The organism is Kitasatospora sp. MAP12-44 (genome assembly GCF_029892095.1).
GTDB lineage: Bacteria > Actinomycetota > Actinomycetes > Streptomycetales > Streptomycetaceae > Kitasatospora.
The window spans coordinates 3594389-3616071 of record NZ_JARZAE010000004.1 but is presented as its reverse complement, the minus strand read 5'-3'; the positions used below and the strand labels follow the sequence as shown (position 1 = coordinate 3616071).

Annotated in this window: 22 protein-coding genes; 15 read left to right on the top strand and 7 right to left on the bottom strand. The window is 70.0% G+C overall.

Annotated features, from left to right (window positions below; genetic code table 11):
• The first annotated feature begins 2 nt into the window (after window positions 1-2).
• The 3 genes from P3T34_RS16760 (at window position 3) to P3T34_RS16750 (ending at window position 3465) form a co-directional block, all read left to right on the top strand.
• Entirely contained in the window at window positions 3-1739 is a 1737-nt protein-coding gene (locus P3T34_RS16760) for a cytochrome c biogenesis protein ResB (protein WP_348534666.1), read from the top strand.
• A 3-nt stretch (window positions 1740-1742) separates the two neighbouring features.
• Window positions 1743-2897 carry a c-type cytochrome biogenesis protein CcsB gene (ccsB, locus tag P3T34_RS16755; RefSeq protein ID WP_280666828.1) on the top strand — a complete coding sequence of 385 codons (1155 nt, stop codon included), beginning with the start codon at window positions 1743-1745 and terminating at the stop codon, window positions 2895-2897.
• Between the two features lie 163 nt (window positions 2898-3060).
• Window positions 3061-3465, top strand: coding sequence for a hypothetical protein (locus P3T34_RS16750; RefSeq protein WP_280666827.1), 405 nt, complete (start codon window positions 3061-3063; stop codon window positions 3463-3465).
• Between the two features lie 24 nt (window positions 3466-3489).
• Here the strand turns inward: P3T34_RS16750 and P3T34_RS16745 are convergent, their stop codons facing one another.
• Together P3T34_RS16745 and P3T34_RS16740 are read right to left on the bottom strand one after the other, a co-directional pair.
• Window positions 3490-3702 (bottom strand): acyl-CoA carboxylase epsilon subunit, encoded by a 213-nt coding sequence (locus P3T34_RS16745; RefSeq protein WP_280666826.1) that lies wholly within the window; start codon window positions 3700-3702, stop codon window positions 3490-3492.
• Between the two features lie 65 nt (window positions 3703-3767).
• Window positions 3768-5360, bottom strand: coding sequence for an acyl-CoA carboxylase subunit beta (locus P3T34_RS16740; protein WP_280672160.1), 1593 nt, complete (start codon window positions 5358-5360; stop codon window positions 3768-3770).
• Between the two features lie 441 nt (window positions 5361-5801).
• Between P3T34_RS16740 and P3T34_RS16735 the strand changes: the two genes are divergently transcribed.
• From P3T34_RS16735 to P3T34_RS16710, 6 genes are all read left to right on the top strand, one after another.
• Window positions 5802-7259, top strand: a complete 1458-nt coding sequence (locus P3T34_RS16735) for a menaquinone biosynthesis decarboxylase (RefSeq protein ID WP_280666825.1) — start codon at window positions 5802-5804, stop codon at window positions 7257-7259.
• Window positions 7256-8164: a menaquinone biosynthesis prenyltransferase MqnP gene (gene mqnP, locus P3T34_RS16730; protein ID WP_280666824.1), complete on the top strand. Its 909-nt coding sequence runs from the start codon at window positions 7256-7258 to the stop codon at window positions 8162-8164. The genes P3T34_RS16735 and mqnP overlap by 4 nt, the downstream gene beginning before the upstream one ends.
• Before the next feature lie 96 nt (window positions 8165-8260).
• Window positions 8261-8635 carry a VOC family protein gene (locus P3T34_RS16725; protein WP_280666823.1) on the top strand — a complete coding sequence of 125 codons (375 nt, stop codon included), beginning with the start codon at window positions 8261-8263 and terminating at the stop codon, window positions 8633-8635.
• A gap of 421 nt (window positions 8636-9056) precedes the next feature.
• A complete protein-coding gene (locus tag P3T34_RS16720) occupies window positions 9057-10469 on the top strand; it encodes a family 2B encapsulin nanocompartment shell protein (RefSeq protein WP_280666822.1) in 1413 nt (470 codons plus the stop codon).
• 23 nt (window positions 10470-10492) lie between these two features.
• On the top strand, window positions 10493-11587 hold the full coding sequence (locus P3T34_RS16715; RefSeq protein ID WP_280666821.1) for a family 2 encapsulin nanocompartment cargo protein terpene cyclase: 1095 nt from the start codon (window positions 10493-10495) through the stop codon (window positions 11585-11587).
• Between the two features lie 17 nt (window positions 11588-11604).
• Window positions 11605-12471 carry a geranyl diphosphate 2-C-methyltransferase gene (locus P3T34_RS16710; RefSeq protein WP_280672158.1) on the top strand — a complete coding sequence of 289 codons (867 nt, stop codon included), beginning with the start codon at window positions 11605-11607 and terminating at the stop codon, window positions 12469-12471.
• A gap of 21 nt (window positions 12472-12492) precedes the next feature.
• On the opposite strand, the gene P3T34_RS16705 is transcribed toward P3T34_RS16710, so the two are convergent.
• The 4 genes from P3T34_RS16705 to P3T34_RS16690 are packed head-to-tail and all read right to left on the bottom strand — an operon-like array spanning window position 12493 to window position 15005.
• Entirely contained in the window at window positions 12493-13203 is a 711-nt protein-coding gene (locus tag P3T34_RS16705) for an MOSC N-terminal beta barrel domain-containing protein (RefSeq protein ID WP_280666820.1), read from the bottom strand.
• A gap of 41 nt (window positions 13204-13244) precedes the next feature.
• Window positions 13245-13715: a hypothetical protein gene (locus P3T34_RS16700; protein ID WP_280666819.1), complete on the bottom strand. Its 471-nt coding sequence runs from the start codon at window positions 13713-13715 to the stop codon at window positions 13245-13247.
• 42 nt (window positions 13716-13757) lie between these two features.
• The gene (locus tag P3T34_RS16695; RefSeq protein WP_280666818.1) at window positions 13758-14207 is read right to left on the bottom strand and encodes a hypothetical protein; all 450 of its coding nucleotides are present in this window, start codon (window positions 14205-14207) and stop codon (window positions 13758-13760) included.
• Window positions 14208-14246: 39 nt separating this feature from the next.
• Complete coding sequence (locus tag P3T34_RS16690; RefSeq protein WP_280666817.1) at window positions 14247-15005, bottom strand: cyclase family protein; 759 nt, start codon at window positions 15003-15005, stop codon at window positions 14247-14249.
• Window positions 15006-15044: 39 nt separating this feature from the next.
• On the opposite strand from P3T34_RS16690, the gene P3T34_RS16685 reads away from it, so the two are divergent.
• The 6 genes from P3T34_RS16685 to P3T34_RS16660 all read left to right on the top strand — a co-directional run bounded on the left by P3T34_RS16685 (window position 15045) and on the right by P3T34_RS16660 (window position 20593).
• Window positions 15045-15707 (top strand): UbiX family flavin prenyltransferase, encoded by a 663-nt coding sequence (locus P3T34_RS16685; protein WP_280666816.1) that lies wholly within the window; start codon window positions 15045-15047, stop codon window positions 15705-15707.
• Window positions 15708-15826: 119 nt separating this feature from the next.
• On the top strand, window positions 15827-16288 hold the full coding sequence (locus P3T34_RS16680; RefSeq protein ID WP_035800738.1) for an Lrp/AsnC family transcriptional regulator: 462 nt from the start codon (window positions 15827-15829) through the stop codon (window positions 16286-16288).
• Between the two features lie 7 nt (window positions 16289-16295).
• Window positions 16296-17258 carry a threonine/serine dehydratase gene (locus P3T34_RS16675; protein ID WP_280666815.1) on the top strand — a complete coding sequence of 321 codons (963 nt, stop codon included), beginning with the start codon at window positions 16296-16298 and terminating at the stop codon, window positions 17256-17258.
• Between the two features lie 63 nt (window positions 17259-17321).
• Window positions 17322-18485, top strand: coding sequence for an aminofutalosine synthase MqnE (gene mqnE / locus P3T34_RS16670; RefSeq protein WP_280666814.1), 1164 nt, complete (start codon window positions 17322-17324; stop codon window positions 18483-18485).
• A gap of 233 nt (window positions 18486-18718) precedes the next feature.
• On the top strand, window positions 18719-19522 hold the full coding sequence (locus P3T34_RS16665) for a hypothetical protein (protein ID WP_280666813.1): 804 nt from the start codon (window positions 18719-18721) through the stop codon (window positions 19520-19522).
• 126 nt (window positions 19523-19648) lie between these two features.
• Complete coding sequence (locus tag P3T34_RS16660) at window positions 19649-20593, top strand: beta-ketoacyl-ACP synthase III (protein WP_280666812.1); 945 nt, start codon at window positions 19649-19651, stop codon at window positions 20591-20593.
• 177 nt (window positions 20594-20770) lie between these two features.
• Here P3T34_RS16660 and P3T34_RS16655 read toward each other — a convergent pair whose 3' ends face one another.
• A complete protein-coding gene (locus tag P3T34_RS16655; RefSeq protein ID WP_280666811.1) occupies window positions 20771-21418 on the bottom strand; it encodes a TetR family transcriptional regulator in 648 nt (215 codons plus the stop codon).
• Window positions 21419-21683 lie beyond the last annotated feature (265 nt).

Here is a 21683-nt window from a genome sequence, read left to right as displayed (position 1 = left end):
CCGTGAGTGACACCGACCTGAGGCCCCCGGCGGACGAGGAGTCCGCCGAGCGGATGAGCAGTGCCCCGGTCGAGGCGGAGGCCCCCGCCGGCATAGGAGTGTTCGGCTGGGTGCGCTGGATGTGGCGCCAGCTGACCTCGATGCGGGTCGCGCTGATCCTGCTCTTCCTGCTGTCGCTCGCCGCCATCCCCGGCTCGCTGATCCCGCAGACCAGCCAGAACGCCTTCAAGGTGCAGACCTGGCAGGCCGCGCACAAGACGGTGGCGCCGATCTACCAGAAGCTCCAGCTGTTCGACGTCTACAGCTCGGTCTGGTTCTCGGCGATCTACATCCTGCTCTTCATCTCGCTGGCCGGCTGCATCATCCCGCGGACCTGGCAGTTCGTCGGGGTGATCCGGGCCATGCCGCCGGGCGCCCCGCGCAACCTGACCCGGATGCCGGTGTACGCCGCCTGGCACACCGACGCGGACCCGGAGACCGTCAACGCCGCCGCCCACCGGCTGCTGCGCAAGCGCCGGTTCCGCTCGCACCTGAGCACCGGGACGAACGGCGCGGTGGCCGCCGAGAAGGGCTACCTGCGCGAGGTCGGCAACCTGCTCTTCCACCTCTCGCTCTTCGCCCTGCTGGCCGGGTTCGCCTGGGCCAGCCTGGCCAGTGGCACGGGCGGCAAGCTGGTGGTCGAGGGCGACGGCTTCGCCAACACGATGACCCAGCTGGACGACTTCACCGGCTCGGCCTTCTACGGGCCCGAGGACCTCGACCCGTTCGGCTTCAAGCTCGACAACTTCACCGCCAGCTACCAGACCAGCGGCGACCAGATGGGCAACGCCCGCGAGTTCATCGCGCACATCCGGTACTGGCAGGGCGAGGACAGCAGCAAGCTGAAGGCCGGCGACATCCAGGTCAACCACCCGCTGGACATCGGCGGCAGCAAGGTCTTCCTGATCGGCCACGGCTACGCCCCGGTGATCACCATCAAGGACGCCACCGGCAAGGTGGTCTACCACGACACCGTTCCCTTCCTGCCGCAGGACCCCAACCTCACCTCGACCGGTGTGATCAAGGTCGGCGACTACGGGGACAAGGACGGCAAGAAGGTCCAACTCGGTTTCTCGGGCTTCTTCCTGCCGACCGCGCCGGCCAACTTCGGCCCGACCACCGGCCCGATCTCGCTCTTCCCGGGCGACGCGTCCCCGCTGCTGGTGCTGACCGCCTACGAGGGCGACCTCGGCACCGACTCGGGCCTGCCGCAGAACGTGTACCAGCTGGACCTGACCCACATGACCCAGCTGCAGCAGGACGGCGGTCCGGCCAAGGCCAAGATGACGCCGGGCCAGGTCTGGCAGCTGCCGGACAACTACGGCACCATCTCGTTCGACTCCTACAAGCAGTGGGCGACCTTCAGCGTCTCGCACCGCCCGGGCAACTCCGTCGCCCTGACGGGTGCGGTGCTCGCCGTGCTCGGCCTGATCGGCTCGCTCTTCGTGCAGCGCCGCCGGATCTGGGTCCGCGCGGTGGCCGGCCCGGACGGCCGGACGCTGGTGGAGCTGGCGGGCCTGGCCCGCAGCGAGTCCGCGCGGATCGCCGAGGAGCTGGCCGAGCTGGCCGTCGACCTGCAGGACGACGCCCCGGCCCTGGACGAACCCGCAGTCGAACCTTCCGGCGCACCCTCCGCCGAACCGTCTGACGAACCATCAGACGCCGTCCCCGTCCCTGCCGACTCGGAATCCAAGGAGTAGACGGTGATCAGCGCCTCCGGGGTCAACCCCCATCTGGCTGACCTGTCCAACAAGTTCATCTACTCGGCCATGGCCGTGTACCTGCTGGCGATGTTCGCCTACATGTTCGAGTGGACCTTCGGCAGCAAGGGTGCGGTGGCGGTCCGTTCCGCGGAGCAGGCCACGCTGGCCCAGACCGCCGCCGCAGCCACCCTCCCCGAGCAGGCGAAGGCGGCCAAGGCGGCCAAGTCGGTGACCGTCACGGTCGCCTCGCCCGGCGGCGGGACCACCACGCTGACCCGGACGGCGCTGGCCGGCGAGGGCGCCACCGTGGTGACCAGCGGTCGCGGCGACGGCGAGGCGGTGGACGGTCCCGGGGCCGCCGGCACCAGCGAGAAGGGTGACCTGGCCGGCCGGATGGCCGTCTCGCTGACCGTCCTCGGCTTCCTGATCAACGCGAGCGGTGTGATCGCCCGCGGCCTCTCGGTGATGCGCTGGCCGTGGGGCAACATGTACGAGTTCTCCTGCGCCTTCGCCGTCTCCACGGTGGCAGCGTTCCTGGTCCTGTTGGCGGCGAAGAAGCCGGTCCGCTGGCTCGGCCTGCCGGTCGTGCTGACCGCGGTGCTGACGCTGGGGCTGGCCACCACGGTGCTCTACACCGACTCCGAGCAGCTGGTGCCCGCCCTGCACTCGTACTGGCTGGGCATCCACGTGACCACCGCGATCATCTCCGGCGGCGCCCTGCACGCGGGCTTCGTGGTCACCGCGCTCTACCTGGGCAAGGACACCTACGACAAGCGGATCGCGGCCGGCAAGACCACCGGGCCGTTCAACACCGCGGCCTCCGTCTGGGACCGGCTGCCCGCCGCCTCGACGCTGGACAAGCTGTCCTACCGGATCAACGCGATCGTCTTCCCGCTGTGGACCTTCACCATCATCGCGGGCGCGATCTGGGCCGAGTCGGCCTGGGGCAAGTACTGGGAGTGGGACCCGAAGGAGACCTGGTCCTTCATCACCTGGGTCGCCTACGCCTGCTACCTGCACGCCCGCGCCACCGCGGGGTGGAAGGGCCGCAAGGCCGCCTACCTGGCCTGCCTGGCGTTCGCCTGCTTCGTCTTCAACTACTACGGCGTCAACATCTTCATCACCGGCAAGCACTCGTACGCCGGTGTCGGATAGCAGCTGCCGAGTCCTGCGGAAACGGTGCAGGCCCCCGGTGCGGGTGCCTGCACCGTTTCCGTTGTCGAACAGGTGTCAGATTGCCGGTGCTGGGGATGTCTTCGGATGGACCGAGCTCCGACTAGGTCGTACGTATAGGTACCAATGGTGCGGGGAGGCCGCCGTGGACAGTGAAGAGATCATGCTGACGGTCCGGATCACCGTCCGCGAGCGCACGCTGCTGCGTCAGCTGGCGCAGGGCCACCGCAGTGATGTCTCGGAGGTGGTGGCCGACGGGCTGATCGACGTGCTGCCGACGCTGCAGGGCACCGCCAGGGCGTACGGGCTGCTCGCCGCGCTGGCCGAGCCGGCGCCGTGCGCGCTGACGGTCTGGCTGCCGGCCCCGCTGGCCGATCTGCTGGTGCCCGCCGCCGCCCAGGTGGCGCTGGCCACCGGCGTCCGACTCGGCTCGGGTTGCGCGATGCTCGGGGCGGCGCTGCGGCTCTGGCTCGCGCAGGAGCCGGAGCGCCTGGCGGCGAACCTGAGCGTGATGCACGCCGGACGCCCGGTGGGCCTGGTGGCCGCCTGAGCGCCCACCAGGCCCACCAGCTTGCTACGCGGCCTGCTGCCAGCTGACGGGGGAGTAGTACGCCGGGCGGCGCTCCAGGCGCTGCCAGCGGGCGATCGGCTCCAGCCGGGCGGCCGCCGCGGCGGCGGCCTGCTGAGTGGCCGCGCGGGCCAGCAGGACGGCGGTGAGCGCGGCGAGCTCCTCGTCGCTGAGCGTGCCTCGGGTGACGCGGATCATCGGTTCGTTGATGCTGCTCATAGTCTGTTTTCTCCCCCTGGCAGATATCTGATGAAGGGCACGGGCCGGTACGTCAGTACTGCGCCCTACATGGGCGGGTTGCCGTGCTTGCGGGAGGGCAGGTCGGCGTGCTTGGTGCGGAGCATGGCGAGGGCGGCGGCGAGGACGGTGCGGGTCTCGGCGGGGTCGATGACGTCGTCGACGAGGCCGCGTTCGGCCGCGTAGTACGGGTGCATCAGCTCGCTCTTGTACTCCTTGATCTTCTGGGTGCGCATCGCCTCGGGGTCTTCGGCGGCGTTGATGTCGCGGCGGAAGATGACGTTGGCGGCACCCTCGGCGCCCATCACGGCGATCTCGTTGGTGGGCCAGGCGTAGGAGAGGTCGGCGCCGATCGAGCGGGAGTCCATGACGATGTAGGCGCCGCCGTAGGCCTTGCGCAGGATCAGCTGGATGCGCGGGACGGTGGCGTTGCAGTAGGCGTAGAGGAGTTTGGCGCCGTGGCGGATGATGCCGTCGTGCTCCTGGTCGACGCCGGGCAGGAAGCCGGGGACGTCCAGGAGGGTGACCAGCGGGATGTTGAAGGCGTCGCACATCTGCACGAAGCGGGCGGCCTTCTCGGAGGCGTTGATGTCCAGGACGCCGGCCAGGGACTGAGGCTGGTTGGCGATCAGACCGACGACGTGGCCGTCGATGCGGGCCAGGGCGACGATGACGTTGGTGGCCCAGCGCTCGTGGATCTCCAGGTACTCGCCGTGGTCGACGATCTCCTCGATGACCTTGCGCATGTCGTAGGGGCGGTTGCCGTCGGCGGGCACCAGGTCCAGCAGAGCCTCGCAGCGCCGCTCGACGGGGTCCTCGGCGGGGGTCGCCGGCGGCATCTCGCGGTTGTTCTGCGGCAGCATCGACAGCAGGAAGCGGACCTCCTCGATGCAGGAGGGCTCGTCGTCGTAGGCGAAGTGCGAGACACCCGAGACGGCGGAGTGCACGTCCGCACCGCCCAGACCGTTCTGGCTGATCTTCTCGCCGGTGACGGCCTGCACCACGTCGGGACCGGTGATGAACATCTGCGACGTCTCGCGGACCATGAACACGAAGTCGGTCAGCGCGGGACTGTAGGCGGCGCCACCCGCGCAGGGGCCCAGCATCACCGAGATCTGCGGGATCACCCCCGACGCCCTGGTGTTGCGCTGGAAGATGCCGCCGTACCCGGCCAGCGCCGTGACACCCTCCTGGATCCGCGCACCCGCTCCGTCGTTCAGCGACACCAGCGGCGCACCCGCCGCGATCGCCATATCCATGATCTTGTGGATCTTCTGGGCATGCGCCTCACCCAGCGCCCCACCGAAGATCCGGAAGTCATGCGCGTAGGTGAACACCGTCCGGCCGTTCACCGTGCCCCACCCCACGATCACACCATCGGTGTGCGGCTTCTTCCCCTCAAGACCGAACCCCGTCGCACGATGCCGACGCAACGGCTCCACCTCATGGAACGACCCCGCATCCAACAGCAGATCGATCCGCTCACGCGCCGTCAACTTCCCCTTGGCATGCTGCGCCTCGGTCGCCTGGTCACTGGGACCACGCCGCACCTGCTCACGCAGTTCGTGCAGCTCGGCCACCCGGCCGCGCGTATCGGTCGGCCCGTCAGCGTCGGCGGGGGCGCCGTCCAGCACCGTCATCTCGAACTCCAAGGTGTGAGGCGAGTGTCCGAGCAGTCGGTGTCGGCTTTGTCTCTCCCGGCTGCGATTCGCGTCTTCACCTATGACAGTACGAGGGGAGACCGCTCCGTTTCGGCGTTGGTTCCGTACAAGGTCAAGGCTGATTACATGTCGGAGCCGTACAGAAGTGCTTCTGGGCAGGGGTAGCCGAGGCCTGGGGTAGGGGTTGTGGCGCAGTTCACTGCGGCGAGGCGGCGGCGCCGGTCGCGGTGGGCTGGGGTCGACGGCAACTGTGCAGCTCAGGGCCGGTGCGGGGGGTCGGCTGCCGGGGTGCGCGGGGCTCCGGCGGGGGCGGCCGCCGGGGAGCGGGCCGGGTGCCGGGTTTGCGGGCCGTCATCGTAGGGATGCACCAAAACCCGTGGTTGACCGGCCCGGGCGGGCGCGTACCCGATACTTGGCTGCATGGCATACGACGATCTCCGCTCCTTTCTGCGGGCTCTGGAACGAGATGGCGACCTCAAGCGCATCAAGGTCGAGGTCGACCCCCATTTGGAGATCGGGGAGATCGTCGACCGGGTGCAGAAGGCCAAGGGCCCGGCGCTGCTCTTCGAGAACGTCAAGGGCTCCTCGATGCCGCTGGCGATGAACGTCTTCGGCACCGAGCGCCGGCTCGCCAAGTCGCTCGGGCTGAAGTCCCCCGACGACATCGCCGAGAAGATCGCCGGCCTGCTGAAGCCCGAGCTTCCGCACGGCTTCACCGGCTTCCGGGACGCTTTCGGCAAGCTCGCCTCGATGGCGCACGTGCCGCCGCGCAAGGTGAAGCCTACCGAGGCGGCGGTCCAGGAGGTGGTGCTCACCGGGGACGACGTCGACCTCGACGCGCTGCCCGCGCTCTTCACCTGGCCGCTGGACGGCGGCTCCTTCTTCAACCTGGGCCTGACCCACACCAAGGACCCGGACACCGGCATCCGCAACCTAGGCCTCTACCGCCTCCAGCGGCATGACAAGCGGACCATCGGCATGCACTGGCAGATCCACAAGGACAGCCGCAACCACTACGCGGTGGCCGCCAAGCGCGGCGAGCGCCTGCCGGTCGCGATCGCCTTCGGCTGCCCGCCGGTCGTGACGTACGCCGCCACCGCGCCGCTGCCGGGCGACATCGACGAGTACCTGTTCGCGGGCTTCGTGGCCGGCGAGCGGGTGAAGATGGTCGACTGCAAGACCGTCCCGCTCCAGGTGCCGGCCGACGCCGAGGTGGTCCTGGAGGGCTGGCTGGAGCCGGGGGAGATGCTGCCGGAGGGCCCGTTCGGCGACCACACCGGCTTCTACACCCCGCAGGAGCCCTTCCCGGCGCTCACCATCGACTGCGTGACGATGCGCCGGCGCCCGATCCTGCAGTCCATCGTGGTCGGCCGCCCGCCGACCGAGGACGGGCCGCTGGGCAAGTTCACCGAGCGGTTCTTCCTGCCGCTGCTGAAGATCATCATCCCGGACATCGTCGACTACGACCTGCCCGAGGCCGGCGGCTTCCACAACTGCGTGATCGTCTCGATCGACAAGAAGTACCCCAAGCACGCGCAGAAGGTGATGCACGCGATCTGGGGTGCCCACATGATGTCGCTGACCAAGCTGATCATCGTGGTGGACGCCGACTGCGACGTGCACGACTACCAGGAGGTGGCCTGGCGCGCGCTGGGCAACACCGACTACAGCCGCGACCTGAGCGTGGTCGAGGGCCCGGTGGACCACCTGGACCACGCTTCGTACCAGCAGTTCTGGGGCGGCAAGGCAGGTATCGACGCCACTCGCAAACTGCCCGAGGAGGGCTACACCCGCGACGGCGGCTGGCCCGAGATGGTCGCCTCCGACCCGGCCACCGCCGCGCTGGTGACCGAGCGCTGGACGGAGTACGGACTGTGAGCGCCACTGCCGACGCCTTCGAGGTCCCGCCGAACAAGGCGAAAGCCTTCCTGCGCCTGGTGCTGATCGAGCACTCGGTCTTCGCCCTCCCCTTCGCCTACATCGCCACCCTCACCGCGATGTTCCTCGCGGACAAGCGGGTGCACTGGGGCGAGCTGCTGATCGTCACCGTCGCCATGGTCAGCCTGCGGACCTTCGCGATGGCCGCGAACCGGATCATCGACCGCGAGATCGACGCCCGCAACCCGCGCACGGCCGGCCGCGAGCTGGTCACCGGCGCGGTCTCGCTGCGCACTGCGTACACCGGCTCGGGGATCGCGCTGCTGGTCTTCCTGGGCGCCGCGGCGCTGCTCAACCCGCTCTGCCTGGCGCTGGCGCCGGTCGCGGTGGTGCCGATGGTGGTCTACCCGTACGGCAAGCGGTTCACCGACTTCCCGCACGCGATCCTCGGCCTGGCCCAGGCGATGGGCCCGGTCGGTGCCTGGCTGGCCGTCACCGGCAGCTGGTCCTGGGAAGCCGTGGTGCTGGGCCTCGCGGTCGGCATCTGGATCGGCGGCTTCGACCTGATCTTCGGCTGCCAGGACGTCGCGGCGGACCGCGCGGAGGGCGTGCGCTCGGTCCCCGCCCGGTTCGGCGTCCCCGCCGCGCTGTACGGCGCGCGGGCCTGCCACCTGGTCACCACCGGCCTGCTGCTCTGGTACGGAGTGCTCACGCACGCGGGTCCGGCCTTCTTCGTCGGCCTGGTCGTGGTGGTCGGCGCGTTCCTGTACGAGCACTCGATCGTCAAGCCGGGCGACCTGTCGCGGCTCAACCGGGCGTTCTTCACCACCAATGGGTTCGTCGGCGTCTCGCTCTTCGTCTTCGCGCTGCTCGACCTGGTCCTGCGTGGTCTGCGGATCGGCTGACCCGGCTCTGCGAGGCCCCCGCCCGGACGGTTCAATCCCGTCCGCGCGGGGGCTTCTGCGCGATGATTCCGGTACCCGAGCCCGGAGGAGATCGCGATGATCGGCACCCTGCAGTGCGTCGTCCTGGACTGCCACTACCCGGCCGCGCTGGCCCGCTTCTACGCCGCGCTGCTCGGCGGCGAGGTGGACCGGCCGGACCAGCACTGGTCGCTGGACGAGGGCTGGTCCACTCTGCACACCCCGGGCGGCCTGGTGCTCGCGTTCCAGCGGGTGGCGGACTTCCACCCGCCGCAGTGGCCCGATCCCCGCCACCCGCAGCAGTTCCACCTCGACGTCGGCGTCCCGGACCTCGACGCGGCCGAGCGCGAGGTCGTCGCCCACGGTGCCGCGCCGCTGGATCGCGATGGCAGCTGGCGCGTCTACGCCGACCCGGCCGGCCACCCGTTCTGCCTGGTCCATCAGCCGAATTGATCATAAGAAAATCTGTCAGTGTGACAGATCCGCTCTCCTGGTGGTGATTTCGTCCCCCGGGTGCTGCTGGATTGAGCCACACTCCGACGTGCGGCCGCCCGGGCCCGCCCGGGTGGCGGTGATCTTGGCGGTCGGGGCGCGAGGCTCGGTGACCGACCGTCCGTTCGGGGTGCCGTCGGTGAACTCGACGGCGGGTCGCCGGTGTTCGGCCCGAACGTGACCGAGGGGGCCCGAGCCCCGGCGCCGCGGTGCTGCCAAGGGGGTGGGCAGGCGGTATTGGCGAATTAAATTCGCACAGATGTTCAATAGCATGGGGGCTTTGATAGCGTCTGCTGCCGCCGGTCGGTTATTCCCGACTGCATTATTCACCTGATTTCAGCGCCCGCCGCCCCCGCATTTCCGTGACCCCGGGAGATTCGCCATGTCGACAGCAGCCGGCCAGGATGCCGAGCAGGATCGTATACAACTCAGCCTGAGCACCGCCGCCGCGCGGACCCTGGCCACCACCACCAAGTCCGTTCCGCAGATGCGCGGTATCAGCTCGCGCTGGCTGCTGCGCCGACTGCCGTGGACGGAGGTTTCCGGCGGCACCTACCGGGTCAACCGGCGACTGTCGCTGGCCGTCGGCCGGGGCCGGGTCGGCTTCGTCCAGGCCGGTGCGGACGATGTGCGGATCATCCCCGAGACACTGCGCGAGATCCCGGTCCTGCGCGGCTTCGAGGACGACGCCCTGCTCGCCGAGCTGGCCGGCCGGTTCACGGTGCGCGAGGTCCGCAGCGGCGAGGTGCTGGTCGAGGAGGGCCAGCCCATCCAGGAGGTCTTCATCGTCGCCCACGGCCGGCTCGACCGGATCACCACCGGGAAGTACGGCGACCAGAAGGCCGTCGGGGTCCTCTCGGACGGCGACCACCTGGGCGACGAGGCCCTGCTGCAGAGCGACCCGCTGTGGACCGCCACTGTGAAGGCCGCCACCGCCGGCACGGTTCTGGTGCTGCCGTGGGGTTCCTTTCTCAGCCTTTTCAATCGCGCGGAAAACCTGCGCGAGCATATTGAGGCGTATCTTTCCGGCGTCTCCCGAAAGGTCAATTCCAAGGGTGAGATCGAGGTCGCTGTCGCGGCCGGCCACGAAGGCGAGACGGAGATTCCCGGCTCGTTCGTGGAATACGAGGTCGCGCCCCGCGAGTACGAGCTCTCCCTCACCCAGACGATTCTGCGGGTGCACTCCCGGGTCGCCGATCTGTACAACGACCCGATGAACCAGTTGGAGCAGCAGCTCCGGCTGACGGTCGAGGAGATCCGCGAGCGCCAGGAGTGGGAGCTGCTGAACAACCGCGAGTTCGGCCTGCTGCACAACGCCGCCTACGACCAGCGGATCAACACCTGGTCCGGGCCGCCCACCCCGGACGACATGGACGACCTGCTGTCGATGCGCCGGGGCACGGACATGTTCCTCGCCCACCCCAAGGCCATCGCGGCGTTCTTCCGCGAGTGCACCAAGCGCGGCATCTACCCCGACCACGCCGACGTCAACGGCCACCGCGTCCCGGCCTGGCGAGGCGTGCCGATCTTCCCCTGCGGCAAGATCCCGATCACCGGCGGGCACACCTCGTCCATCCTCGCGATGCGCACCGGCGAGCAGGACCAGGGCGTCATCGGGCTGCACCAGACCGGCATCCCGGACGAGTACGAGCCCAGCCTGAACGTCCGCTTCATGGGCATCGACGACAGCGCGCTGATCAAGTACCTGGTGACCGCCTACTACTCGGTCGCGATCCTCGTCCAGGACGCCGTCGGCATCCTGGAGAACGTCGACATCGCGGCCCCCCGGTCCTGACCCGCCCGCTCCAGGAGGACCCGATGGCAGCCCTCGACGCCGCTCCGGCGGCTCGTCCGATCCCGCAGGGCCCGACCGGCCTCGGCACGTCGGCGGCCCGTGCCGCCACCCTGCTGCGGCCGCGCACCCCGGCGGCCGCGCCCGGGCCGGCGACCGGCCGGCGCATCCCCGAGCTGTACTGCCCGCCGCACCTGCGAGACGACCACGCGCTCGGCGAGGAGGTCAACGAGCGCCTGGCCCGCTGGGCCGGCGAGGTGGGCATCTACGCCGGCCGGACCGAGAAGTTCCGGCAGGCCAACTACGGGCGGCTGCTGATGCTGACCCACCCGGACACCGACGACCCGGACCGACTGCTGGCCGCCGGCCGCTGCATGGCCGCGGAGTTCGCCGTCGACGACTACTTCTGCGACGAGGCCGCCGCCGGCGACCACCCGCAGCGCCTGGGACCGCAGTTGATGCTGGCCCAGGTGGCGATCGACCCGATGCGGATGCCCACTCGCTACCACGCGCGCTACGAGCGCGAGATACGCGAGCAGCCGGTGTGGAACGCGCTGCGGCGCTCGGTGGACGCGCTCGCCGAGTACGCCAGCGGTTCGCAGATCAACCGGCTGCGCCAGGAGATCGCCGGGCTCTTCCTCGGCATGGACGCCGAGGCGGGCTGGCGGATCGAGGGCACCCCGCCGGCCGTCTGGGAGTACCTGGCCAACCGCCAGCTGAACAGCTTCCTGCCGTGCCTGACCCTGGTCGACGCGATCGGCGGCTACGAACTGCCCGCCAACGTGTACGGCCGCCCGGACGTGCGTCACGCGACCCTGCAGGCCGCCCTCGCGTCCGTGCTGCTCAACGACATCTACTCGGTGCACAAGGAGGCCGGCGCCGAGGGCATCGAGTACAACCTGCCCTCGGTGCTGATGGCGGAGGACGGCTGCTCCCTCGACGAGGCGATCCAGCGTTCCGCCGACATCCACGACGAGCTCATGCACTCCTTCGAGGCCTCTGCGGCCGCCCTCGGCCTCACCGGCGACCCCGTGCTCACCCGCTACCTGGGCGCCCTGTGGGCGTGGCTCGGTGGCAACAGGGAATGGCACGCCAGCAGCCCCCGCTACAACCACCAGTAAAGGAAACCGACATGACGATGCTCGAGAACCCCGCTGCGACCGGCTCCGAGGTCCTGGTCACCAAGTACCAGAAGTCCGTGGCGGAGTACTGGAACAAGGAGAAGGACCCGGTCAACATCCGCCTCGGCGAGGTCTCCGGCACCTTCCACCACCACTACGGCATCGGCGATGTCGACTGGTCGGTCCTCGAAGGCCCCGAGGACACCCGCGAGGAGCGGACGATCAAGGAGATGCACCGACTGGAGGCCGCCCAGGCCGACTTCCTGCTCGACCAGCTCGGCCCGCTGGGCCCGGGCGACCGGATACTCGACGCCGGGTCCGGCCGCGGTGGCACCAGCTTCATGGCCAACCAGCGGTTCGGCTGCCAGGTGGACGGCATCTCCATCTCCGAGGAGCAGGTGAAGTTCGCCAACCAGCAGGCCCAGCAGCGCGGTGTGGCCGACAAGGTGGCGTTCAACTTCCGCAACATGCTCGACAACCGGTTCCCGGACGCCACGTTCCAGGCGATCTGGAACAACGAGAGCACCATGTACGTCGACCTGCACGCCCTCTTCGCCGAGCACTCCCGGGTGCTGAAGCAGGGCGGCCGCTACGTCACCATCACCGGTTGCTACAACGATGTGCACGGCCGCCAGCCGTCCCGCGCCGTCAGCCAGATCGACGCGCACTACATCTGCGACATCCACCCGCGCAGCGAGTACTTCGCCGCGATGTCGGCGAACAACCTGGTCCCGATCAGCGTCGTCGACCTGACCGCCGCCACCATCCCGTACTGGGAGCTGCGCGCGCAGTCGGAGGTGGCCACCGGTGTCGAGTCGCCGTTCCTGACCGCCTACAAGGAAGGCAGCTTCCACTACCTGATGATCGCGGCCGACAAGGTCTGATCCGACCCGTCAGCCGACCCGTCAGCCGAGCCGCAGCCGGTCGCCCACCCGCAGAGCGCCGGGGGCGGCGACGGTGGCCAGCGCGTCCAGGCGGTTGTCATGGGCCCGGGCGATCACCCGCAGGATCTCGGGGGCGTGCGGGAGCCCGGGCTGCGCCATGCCCGTCATCGCGCAGCGCTCGCTGGCGCGGACGAACGCCAGCCGGGCGCCGGAGGTGAACTCGGCCTCCCGGCCGAACCACGCGTCCTCGACGAACGGGGGCGTCCCGGGCGGGGTGCGCAGCACGATGTTGGGGCGAAAGCGCCGCTCGTCCACCAGCGCGCCCGGCACGGCCTCGCGGACCCAGTCCAGGGTGGCGGTGCTGAGCACGCTGACGGGGAGCTGGTCGAAGTGCGAGATCTCGTCCTCGCGGGCCAACTCGACGTCCTCGCGCTGCAGGTACGCCCGCAGGAACGCGGTCGGGTCGGCCACCGGTCGCCCGAGCGGGTCGAGCAGCTCGGGCCCGCCCAGGTGGTGCCCGAGCCGGGAGCCAAGGCGCAGCAGGCCGTCCATCCGGCGAAAGCGCCGGGTGTTCTTGCCCGAGCCGAACCTGCCCTGGCCGTCCCGCACCGCGTACAACCGGTCGCCGGCCAGGCCCCGTTCGTCGACGCCGACCTGCGCCAGACGCTCACCGGCGGTGGATTTCACGGGGTATCGCCAGAGCCGCTCGACCACACCGATGATCTCTGCCATGGGCAGGCAGCCTATCGGGGGGTATCACCCTTGGTCTAGACCTATGACCGCTTCTTGCCCTGCGCCGCCCTGGACGCCTTCGCGCTCTTGGCCTGCCCGCGCCAGTACGCGATCACCTGGTCCCGGTGCACGGCGAAGTCGGGGTCGGGGTTGCTGGCCGTGTTCACCGGATACGGCAGGGTGTACTCCTTGCCGTTGGTCAGCTGCAGCTTCAGCACGGACGTGGTGCGCATCTGCTTCTCGCTCACCGAGGCGACCTCGCTCCACGGATGCCGCTTCATCGGCACGAAGAACCGGTGGATCCGGATGCCCTCGCCGCTGAGCGTGGTCCGCCCACCGGCCGCCCCCGCCGCGAACAGCGCGACCATCACCACCACGAGCGAGATCAGCCGCATCGCGGCGCTGTGGTTGACCAGCAGCGAGACGGCGGTGAGGGCGCCGAAGAGCAGCGCGATCCGGATCACGAATCGTACGAGGCGGCCCGGCGAGAGGGAGAAGTTCAGGGTGTCCACGGGAGGGAGGGTACGTCGCCGCAGCCCCGAACGCTGATCCGATCAGGTGACGTTGCCCGGATCGGTACGCATTCGCTGCCAGCAGGAGAGGATCTGGTCCCGCTGGACGTCATAGGTCGGGTCGGACTTCCCGGGAGCGCGCATCGGGCGCGGCAGCGCGAACCGCTTGCCGTCAGCCAGCTCGACCCGGAGCAGGAAGGTGCCGCCCTTCGTCGTTTCCTCCTGGATCGAGGCGATCTCGGCCCATGGGCGCAGGGCCGCCGGAACCCCGGCGCGCCGGACCTGGATGCCCGCGCTGCCGACTTTGGTACGGGTTCCGAGAACCAAGCCGAGGTAGCCGGCCATGAACACCGCGTTCCAGGCGATGGTGCTGATGGCGAAGCGATGGGCGCGCATCATGCCCAGTGCGTCCGTGAGCGCCATGCAGAGCAGCAGTCTCAACGCATAGCGACGGACCACGGCGGGGGAAGAAGTGAAGATCAGATTGTCCACCGCCGGACAGTATCGGCATCTCCCCGCGCCGCCTACCGCTTATCCGATCTTCGCCACCGCTCGGATCGGGGCGCCGTCTGCCGCCGCCAGGCGTAGCGGGAAGAGGCTGACGGAGAGCGGTTTGTCACGCGCCTGGGCCTCCAGCAGGGCGGTCAGGTCGGTGAGGTTCTCCGCGATCACCGCGCCGCCCGGGGCTCCCAGCAGGACGCGGTGGGCGGTGAGGACCGGCTCCTCGGCGGGCGGGGCGCCGTCGTGCTCGTCGGTGAGGCCGGCCAGGAGCGCGGCCACCGCCGGGTCGGCCGGGCCGGGGTCGGGGGTGGGGTCCACGCTCAGCGCGTCCACGCCCACCGTCCGCACGCCCGCCTCGACGATCGCCCGCGCCGCGCCCGGGCTGAGGTAGGGGTGGGCGAGGTAGCGCTCGGTGCCCCAGAAGCGCGGCCAGCCGGTGGCCAGCAGCAGCACGGCGCCGGGCGTCACCCGGGCCAGCGCGGGGGTCAGCTGCTCGGGGGTGATCGCGGTGCGGGCCGGCAGCGCGCGCAGGTCGGCGACGACGGCGGGGCCGGTGAAGAGCTCCAGCGGCAGCCCGTCCAGGGTCGGCCAGGTGACGTCCACGTGGTACGGCGCGTCCACATGGGTGCCGGACTGCGAGCCCAGGTGCACGCTCAGCACGTTCACCCCGGCCGTGTCGGTGGTCATCGCGGGGGTCAGGGCGACCTCGGGATCGCCCGGATAGACGGGCATGCCGGTGGTGACCTGGTGGGTGAGGTCGATCAGGGTCGGCGCCTGCTCAGGAGTCACAAGGGCATCCTCCCGCGTTGCAGGCCCTAGGGTGCGGGTATGGGCAAGGCGGCTATGGACAAGCAAGTGAACGAGGTGCGGCGGCCATGGGTGGTCGGCGTCTCCGGGGCGTCGGGGACCCCGTACGCCGCGTCGGTGATCCGCGCGCTGCTGGCGGCCGGCGAGCCGGTGGACCTGGTGGTCAGCCGCGCCGCCCGGCTGACCATCCTGGACGAGACCGGCATCGCCTTCCGGGACGCCCACTGGCAGCAGGACCTCGCCGCGTGGCTGGAAGTCGAGCCCACCGACGTCCGGTACTGGCCGGCCGGCGACTTCGCGGCCGGCCCCTCCAGCGGCTCGTACCCCGCCAAGGGCATGCTGGTCGTCCCGGCGACCACCGGCGCGGTGGCCGGGATCGCGCTGGGGCTGAGCAAGGACCTGCTCCAGCGGGCCGCCGCCGTCACCCTCAAGGAGCGCCGCCCGCTGGTGGTCTGCGTCCGCGAGGCCCCGCTCGACGGGGTGACGCTGCGGCATCTGGTGGAGCTCGACGCGGCCGGCGCGGTGGTGCTCCCCGCGTCGCCCGGTTTCTACGCCGGCGGCTCCACGGCCCGGGAGTTGGTGGACTTCGTGGCCGGCCGGGTGCTGGACGCGGTCGGTGTGGAGCACCGGCTCTACCGGCGCTGGGAGGGCGAACTGGGCGCGGCGAGGGCGGAGGGGGCGTAGGAACGCCCGCGCCGGGAGAGTATGTTCTCTGCGATATCCGGGTTGGTCCCAGGGTCGGCCCTTGGATTCCGGATAATGATCTCTGGGTCTGGCAAGGTTCGGAAGGACGCGGACGGTACATGGACACGGTGGACAGACAGCTCATCCAGGCGCTCCGCGAGAACGGCCGCGCCTCCTACGCAGAACTGGGCCGTCTGGTGGGCCTGTCGGGCCCGAGCGTCACGGACCGGATCAACCGCCTGGAGCAGGCCGGGGTGATCACCGGCTACCGGGCCACCGTCAACCCGGCCTCGCTCGGCTTCGGCGTGACCGCCCTGATCGGCCTTCAACTCACCGACGCCGCTGACCACGAGGACGTCGCGCACCGGCTGAAGGACCTCGGCGAGGTCGAGGACTGCTGGTTCATCGCGGGCGACGACTCGTACATGCTCAAGGTCCGGGTCTCCGACGTCGAGGGGCTCGAATCGGTCGTCAAGCGGCTGTCGGGCACCAAGGGTGTGGCCCGCACCAGGACCACCGTCGTACTGTCCACCAAATGGGAGAACCGGGTCAGCGAGCTGCCCCTCGACGCGGGAGAGTGAGACCGGTATGGCCCTGGTGAGCCTGGAGGACCTGCGCGCCGCCCAGCAGCGGATAGCGGGAGTGGCCGTCCGCACCCCGCTGATGCCCTGTCCGTGGGCCGAGGACGGCAACCGCCGGCTCTGGCTCAAGCCCGAGAACCTGCAGCCCACCGGCGCCTTCAAGATCCGCGGCGCCTACAACCGGCTGGCCGCGCTGACCGCCGCCGAACGGGTTCGCGGCGTGGTCGCCCAGTCCAGCGGCAACCACGCGCAGGCGGTGGCCTACGCGGCGCGGCTGCTCGGCATCAAGGCCGTCATCGTGATGCCGGACACCTCGCCCGAGGTCAAGGTGGCCAACACCCGCTCGTTCGGCGCCGAGGTGCTCCTGGTGGCCCCCGCCGAGCGCGACCTGGTGCCCGCCGAGCTGACGGAGCGCCACGGGTACGTCTGGGTGCCGCCGTACGACGATCCGTACATCATCGCGGGCCAGGGCACGGTGGGCCTGGAGATCGGCGAGGACGCCCCGGACGAGCTGGACACCGTCCTGGTGCCGGTCAGCGGCGGCGGCCTGATCGGCGGCACGGCCGCGGCGATCAAGCTGACCACCCCCGGCGTGCGGGTGATCGGCGTCGAGCCCGAGCTGGCCGCCGACGCGGGGGAGAGCTTCCGGGCCGGCGAGCGCATCGCCTGGCCGGTCGACCACACCTACCGCACCATCGCGGACGGCCTGCGCACCCCGTCGGTCGGCGCGCTCAACTTCGAGCACCTGCAGGCCTATGTCGACGACATGGTGACGGTCAGCGAGGAGGAGATCCGCTCCGCGGTCGCGGTACTGGCCCGGCGCGGCCGACTGGTGGCCGAGCCCTCCGGCGCGGTGACCACCGCCGCCTACCTCCACCGCGGCGCCGAGTTGGGCGGCCGGGTCTTCGCGGCCGTCGTCAGCGGCGGCAACCTCGACCCGAAGCTGCTGTCGGAGTTGCTGACCGCCTAGGCGTAGTCTCGGTTGCGGCCATCACCGGCCGAGGAATCGAAGACAGAGGAGGCGGGTCGCCGCATGGACGCAGGGCTCAAGCGGGAGCTGGAAGCGAAGGTCTACGCGGGTGAGCGGCTGACCCGCGAGGACGGCATCGCCCTGTACGAGAGCGACGACCTGGCCTGGCTGGGCGGGCTGGCGCACCACGTACGGACGGTGAAGAACGGCGACGTCGTCCACTTCAACATCAACCGCCACCTCAACATGACCAACGTCTGCGCGGCCTCCTGCGCGTACTGCTCGTTCCAGCGCAAGCCGGGCGAGAAGGACGCGTACACCATGCGGATCGAGGAGGCCGTGCGGCTGGCGAAGGCGATGGAGGTGGACTCGCTCACCGAGCTGCACATCGTCAACGGCCTGCACCCGACCCTCCCGTGGCGCTACTACCCGCGCTCGCTGCGCGAGCTGAAGGCCGCGCTGCCGAACGTCTCGCTGAAGGCCTTCACCGCCACCGAGATCCACTGGTTCGAGAAGATCAGCGGCCTGTCGGCGAGCGAGATCCTGGACGAACTGATCGACGCCGGCCTGGAGTCGCTGACCGGCGGCGGCGCGGAGATCTTCGACTGGGAGGTCCGCCAGCACATCGTCGACCACGAGACCCACTGGGAGGACTGGTCGCGGATCCACCGGCTGGCTCACAGCAAGGGCCTCAAGACCCCTTCGACGATGCTCTACGGCCACATCGAGGAGCCCCGCCACCGGGTCGACCACGTGCTGCGGCTGCGTGAACTGCAGGACGAGACCGGCGGCTTCCAGGTCTTCATCCCGCTGCGCTACCAGCACGACTTCCACGACTCCAAGGACGGCGTGGTCCGCAACAAGCTGATGGCCCGTACCGAGATGGCCACCGGTGCCGAGGCGCTGAAGACCTTCGCGGTCTCCCGGCTGCTCTTCGACAACGTGCCGCACGTCAAGGTCTTCTGGGTGATGCACGGCGTCACCACCTCGCAGTTGGCGCTCAGCCACGGCGCGGACGACATGGACGGTTCGGTCGTCGAGTACAAGATCACGCACGACGCGGACAACTTCGGCACCCCCAACAAGCTGAGCCGCGACGACCTGCTCGACCTGATCCGCGACGCCGGCTTCCGCCCCGCCGAGCGCAACACCCGCTACGAGATCATCCGCGAGTACGACGGTCCTGACCTCGGCCGTCGCGAGACCCCGCAGGCCATGCGGCTCTGAAGCGGAGCCTCTTCACGAGGATTTATGACGGCTCGGGTTTCCCAACTGCGGCGCGATTTGCGAGGATCGACCGCATGTCCGGATCCCATCGTGCTTCTGTACAGCGCCGCCGCAGTGCCGGTCCCGCCGCCGCGGGACCGCCAGGCGGCGCCGGAGCGGGCCCCCGGCAGCAGAGCCGGGGGCAGCGCCGCAGGGCACGCAGGCGGCGCGGGCGGGCCACTCTGGGGACGGCGGTGCTGCTCATAGCGGCCGCGGTGGGCTGGTTCAGCTTCGGCCCCGGCGGGGTGCTCAGCGCCTCCAGTACGGACGCCGCGCTGGCGCAGAGCGCGCCCGACACCCCCGTGCCCACGCCCTTGTCCACCCCGGACAGCGCGCCCGCGCCCACCGCCGGGAGCACCCACACCCAGGCGCCCACCGCCGACCGCTCGGACCGCGCGGACGGCACCTTCGCCTCGATACCCGGCCTCGGCGTGAAGTTCGCCGCCATGATCCCGGCCGGCAGCAACCAGGTGGTGCTGGCCTCCGGCGCCGGCAAGGACTCCTCCGCCTCCTCGGTGACCCTGTGGAGCCGCACCCCGGACGGCCGCTGGCGCGCCGGGACGACCTGGGCCGCGCACAACGGCTACTCCGGCTGGACCGCCGACCACAGCGACGGCGACCTGCGCAGCCCGATCGGCGTCTTCACACTCAGCGACGCCGGCGGCCTCAAGGCCGACCCGGGCAGCCGCCTCCCGTACCACCAGGACAACGGCTTCGTGGCGACCGGCAACGGCTTCAGCGGCGAGCCGCTGGCCGGCGCCTTCGACTACGTGGTCGCCATCGACTACAACCGGGTGACCGGGGACTCCCCGCTGGACCCCCGCGAGCCGCTGGGTGCGAGCAAAGGTGGCGGGATATGGCTGCATGTCGACCACGGCGGTCCGACGCATGCTTGCGTCTCGCTGTCCGAGGGCACCATGATCGAGCTGCTGAAGACCCTCGACCCGGCCGCCCACCCCGTGATAGCCATGGGTGACGCCACCTCACTGGCGGCTTGACCTGTTGATGACCGAGCCTGACCCGTTGCAGGACAAGGGCTCTTGTCGAGCCCCTACAGCATCCGGCTCGGTATCCTGTCACAGGCCGTGAGCATCTTGCGGACTGCTAACGGGTTGAGTGGCAGCATGACCGGTTCCCGCATCGTGGCGCTCGGCCACTACCAGCCGCCCAAGGTCCTCACCAACGACGACCTGGCCCAGGTGGTCGACACGGACGACGAGTGGATCCGCAGCCGAGTGGGCATCCGGCAGCGGCACATCGCGGTGGACGAGACCCTCGTCGACCTCGCCACCGAGGCCGCACAGAAGGCACTCGCCGCCAGCGGTCGGCGTGCCGACGAGATCGACCTGGTGGTCGTCGCGACCTGCACCGCCGTCGAGCGCAGCCCCAACACGGCCTGCGCCGTGGCGGCGCGCCTCGGCATCCCCGCGCCCGCCGCGTACGACATCAACACCGTCTGCTCGGGCTTCTCCTACGCGCTGGCCACCGCCGACCACGCGATCCGGGCCGGCGCGGCCCGCCGCGCGCTGGTGATCGGCGCCGAGCGGATGTCCGACACCCTGGACTGGAGCGACCGGACCACCGCCGTGATCTTCGCCGACGGCGCCGGCGCGGCCGTCGTGGAGGCCCAGGAGGACGACGCGGAGCCGGGCATCGGCCCGGTGGTCTGGGGTTCCGAGCCGGAGAAGAACGACGCGGTGACCATCACCGGGTGGAAGCCGGTGATCAGCCAGCAGGGCCAGTCGGTGTTCCGCTGGGCCACCACGCAGATCGCCCCGCTGGCCCGGCAGACCTGCGAGAAGGCCGGCATCGACCCGAGCGAGCTCAAGGGCTTCGTCGCGCACCAGGCGAATCTGCGGATCATCGACGCGATCGCCAACAAGCTCGGCGCGCCGAACGCGGTGATCGCCCGCGACGTGGTCGACTCGGGTAACACCTCCGCCGCCTCGATTCCGCTGGCGCTCAGCAAGCTGGTCGAGCGCGGCGAGCTGACCACCGGCGACCCGGTGCTGCTCTTCGGCTTCGGCGGCGGTCTCGCGTACGCCGGGCAGGTCGTGCGCTGCCCCTGAGGCGGACATGCGTGTGGGCGGGACCCGAGGTCGGGGTCCCGCCCACACGCATGTCCGGCCGGCGCGCTGCGGTACGTCGGCGAACCTCCCCCGAGGACACGGCCGCCGCCCGAGTTCCACCGGACAGGAGACCGGGGCCACGCGCAAGCACAGGTATTGCAGGGTTGTAGGACTGGTCTACTTGGGTGCCTTCTTGCCGGTGACACCCAGGTACACCAGGGGAGCGAGCGTGGGCTTGAGGTCCTTGATCTTGACCCCCCACGAGGTGAAGGCCTTCTGGTGCTCGGCTGCCGAGGCCAGCAGCGAGATCAGCGAGCCGGCGACGGCGGCGGCATCCTGTGCCTTGTCCGCCTGGCCCTTGGCCTGGAGATCCTTGACGGCATCCGCGAGCGGCTTCGCCACCGAGTTGAGGACGGTCATGCGGATCTTGAAGAACCGCTTGTCCCCTTCCGCGGCACCGAGGGTGACCACACGCAGAATGGCGTCGTTCTTGCGCCAGAAGGCAAGGAATCCGTCCACCAGTTCTTCCGAGGTGGTGGTGCCGGACTTTCCTGCCCAGGACTTTCCGTCGACGAGCTCTTTGAGCTCGACGCTGTCCTTGGCCATTTCCTCTGCGATCTCAAGGACGGCGCCCTCGACATCTGGGAAGTACTGATAGAAGGTCGCGGGGGAGGTTCCCGCCATACGGGCGACGTCGATGACCTTGACGTCCCGGTACGGCGACGTGCTGAGCATCTCGCGGAGGCAGTCGAGCAGCTTCTGCCGCGTCTCCTGTCCGCGTCGCCCGGCGACGCGACCGTCGACGGTGCGAACTTGTCCTGTCATGCCGTCAGCTTACCGCGCACCGATCATGGCGCGATTCGGTGATGCGACTATTAGTCCACTTGGGGGAGGTAATCAGGGGGGCGATAGAGATATTCGAAGCCCCCCCGTGTGCTGATGGCGGCACAGAGTGACGGCCAGTGCGCTGAAGGACAGTCGGGTAGCTCTGTGTAGTCCCGTGCGTGAATGCGGTGAACGCCGGAAGGTGCGTCAGATCGCATCATCCGGGGCGGATCCGACGCGATGACAGCGGGAACCGGCCATCGGG

Coding starts and splice junctions, on each gene's coding strand:
- P3T34_RS16745 (WP_280666826.1), bottom strand. CDS start 3,702: ATGAGCAGCATCAACGAACCGATGATCCGCGTCACCCGAGGCACGCTC.
- P3T34_RS16740 (WP_280672160.1), bottom strand. CDS start 5,360: ATGACGGTGCTGGACGGCGCCCCCGCCGACGCTGACGGGCCGACCGAT.
- P3T34_RS16735 (WP_280666825.1), top strand. CDS start 5,802: ATGGCATACGACGATCTCCGCTCCTTTCTGCGGGCTCTGGAACGAGAT.
- P3T34_RS16725 (WP_280666823.1), top strand. CDS start 8,261: ATGATCGGCACCCTGCAGTGCGTCGTCCTGGACTGCCACTACCCGGCC.
- P3T34_RS16720 (WP_280666822.1), top strand. CDS start 9,057: ATGTCGACAGCAGCCGGCCAGGATGCCGAGCAGGATCGTATACAACTC.
- P3T34_RS16715 (WP_280666821.1), top strand. CDS start 10,493: ATGGCAGCCCTCGACGCCGCTCCGGCGGCTCGTCCGATCCCGCAGGGC.
- P3T34_RS16710 (WP_280672158.1), top strand. CDS start 11,605: ATGCTCGAGAACCCCGCTGCGACCGGCTCCGAGGTCCTGGTCACCAAG.
- P3T34_RS16705 (WP_280666820.1), bottom strand. CDS start 13,203: ATGGCAGAGATCATCGGTGTGGTCGAGCGGCTCTGGCGATACCCCGTG.
- P3T34_RS16685 (WP_280666816.1), top strand. CDS start 15,045: ATGGGCAAGGCGGCTATGGACAAGCAAGTGAACGAGGTGCGGCGGCCA.
- P3T34_RS16680 (WP_035800738.1), top strand. CDS start 15,827: ATGGACACGGTGGACAGACAGCTCATCCAGGCGCTCCGCGAGAACGGC.
- P3T34_RS16675 (WP_280666815.1), top strand. CDS start 16,296: ATGGCCCTGGTGAGCCTGGAGGACCTGCGCGCCGCCCAGCAGCGGATA.
- mqnE (WP_280666814.1), top strand. CDS start 17,322: ATGGACGCAGGGCTCAAGCGGGAGCTGGAAGCGAAGGTCTACGCGGGT.
- P3T34_RS16660 (WP_280666812.1), top strand. CDS start 19,649: ATGACCGGTTCCCGCATCGTGGCGCTCGGCCACTACCAGCCGCCCAAG.
- P3T34_RS16655 (WP_280666811.1), bottom strand. CDS start 21,418: ATGACAGGACAAGTTCGCACCGTCGACGGTCGCGTCGCCGGGCGACGC.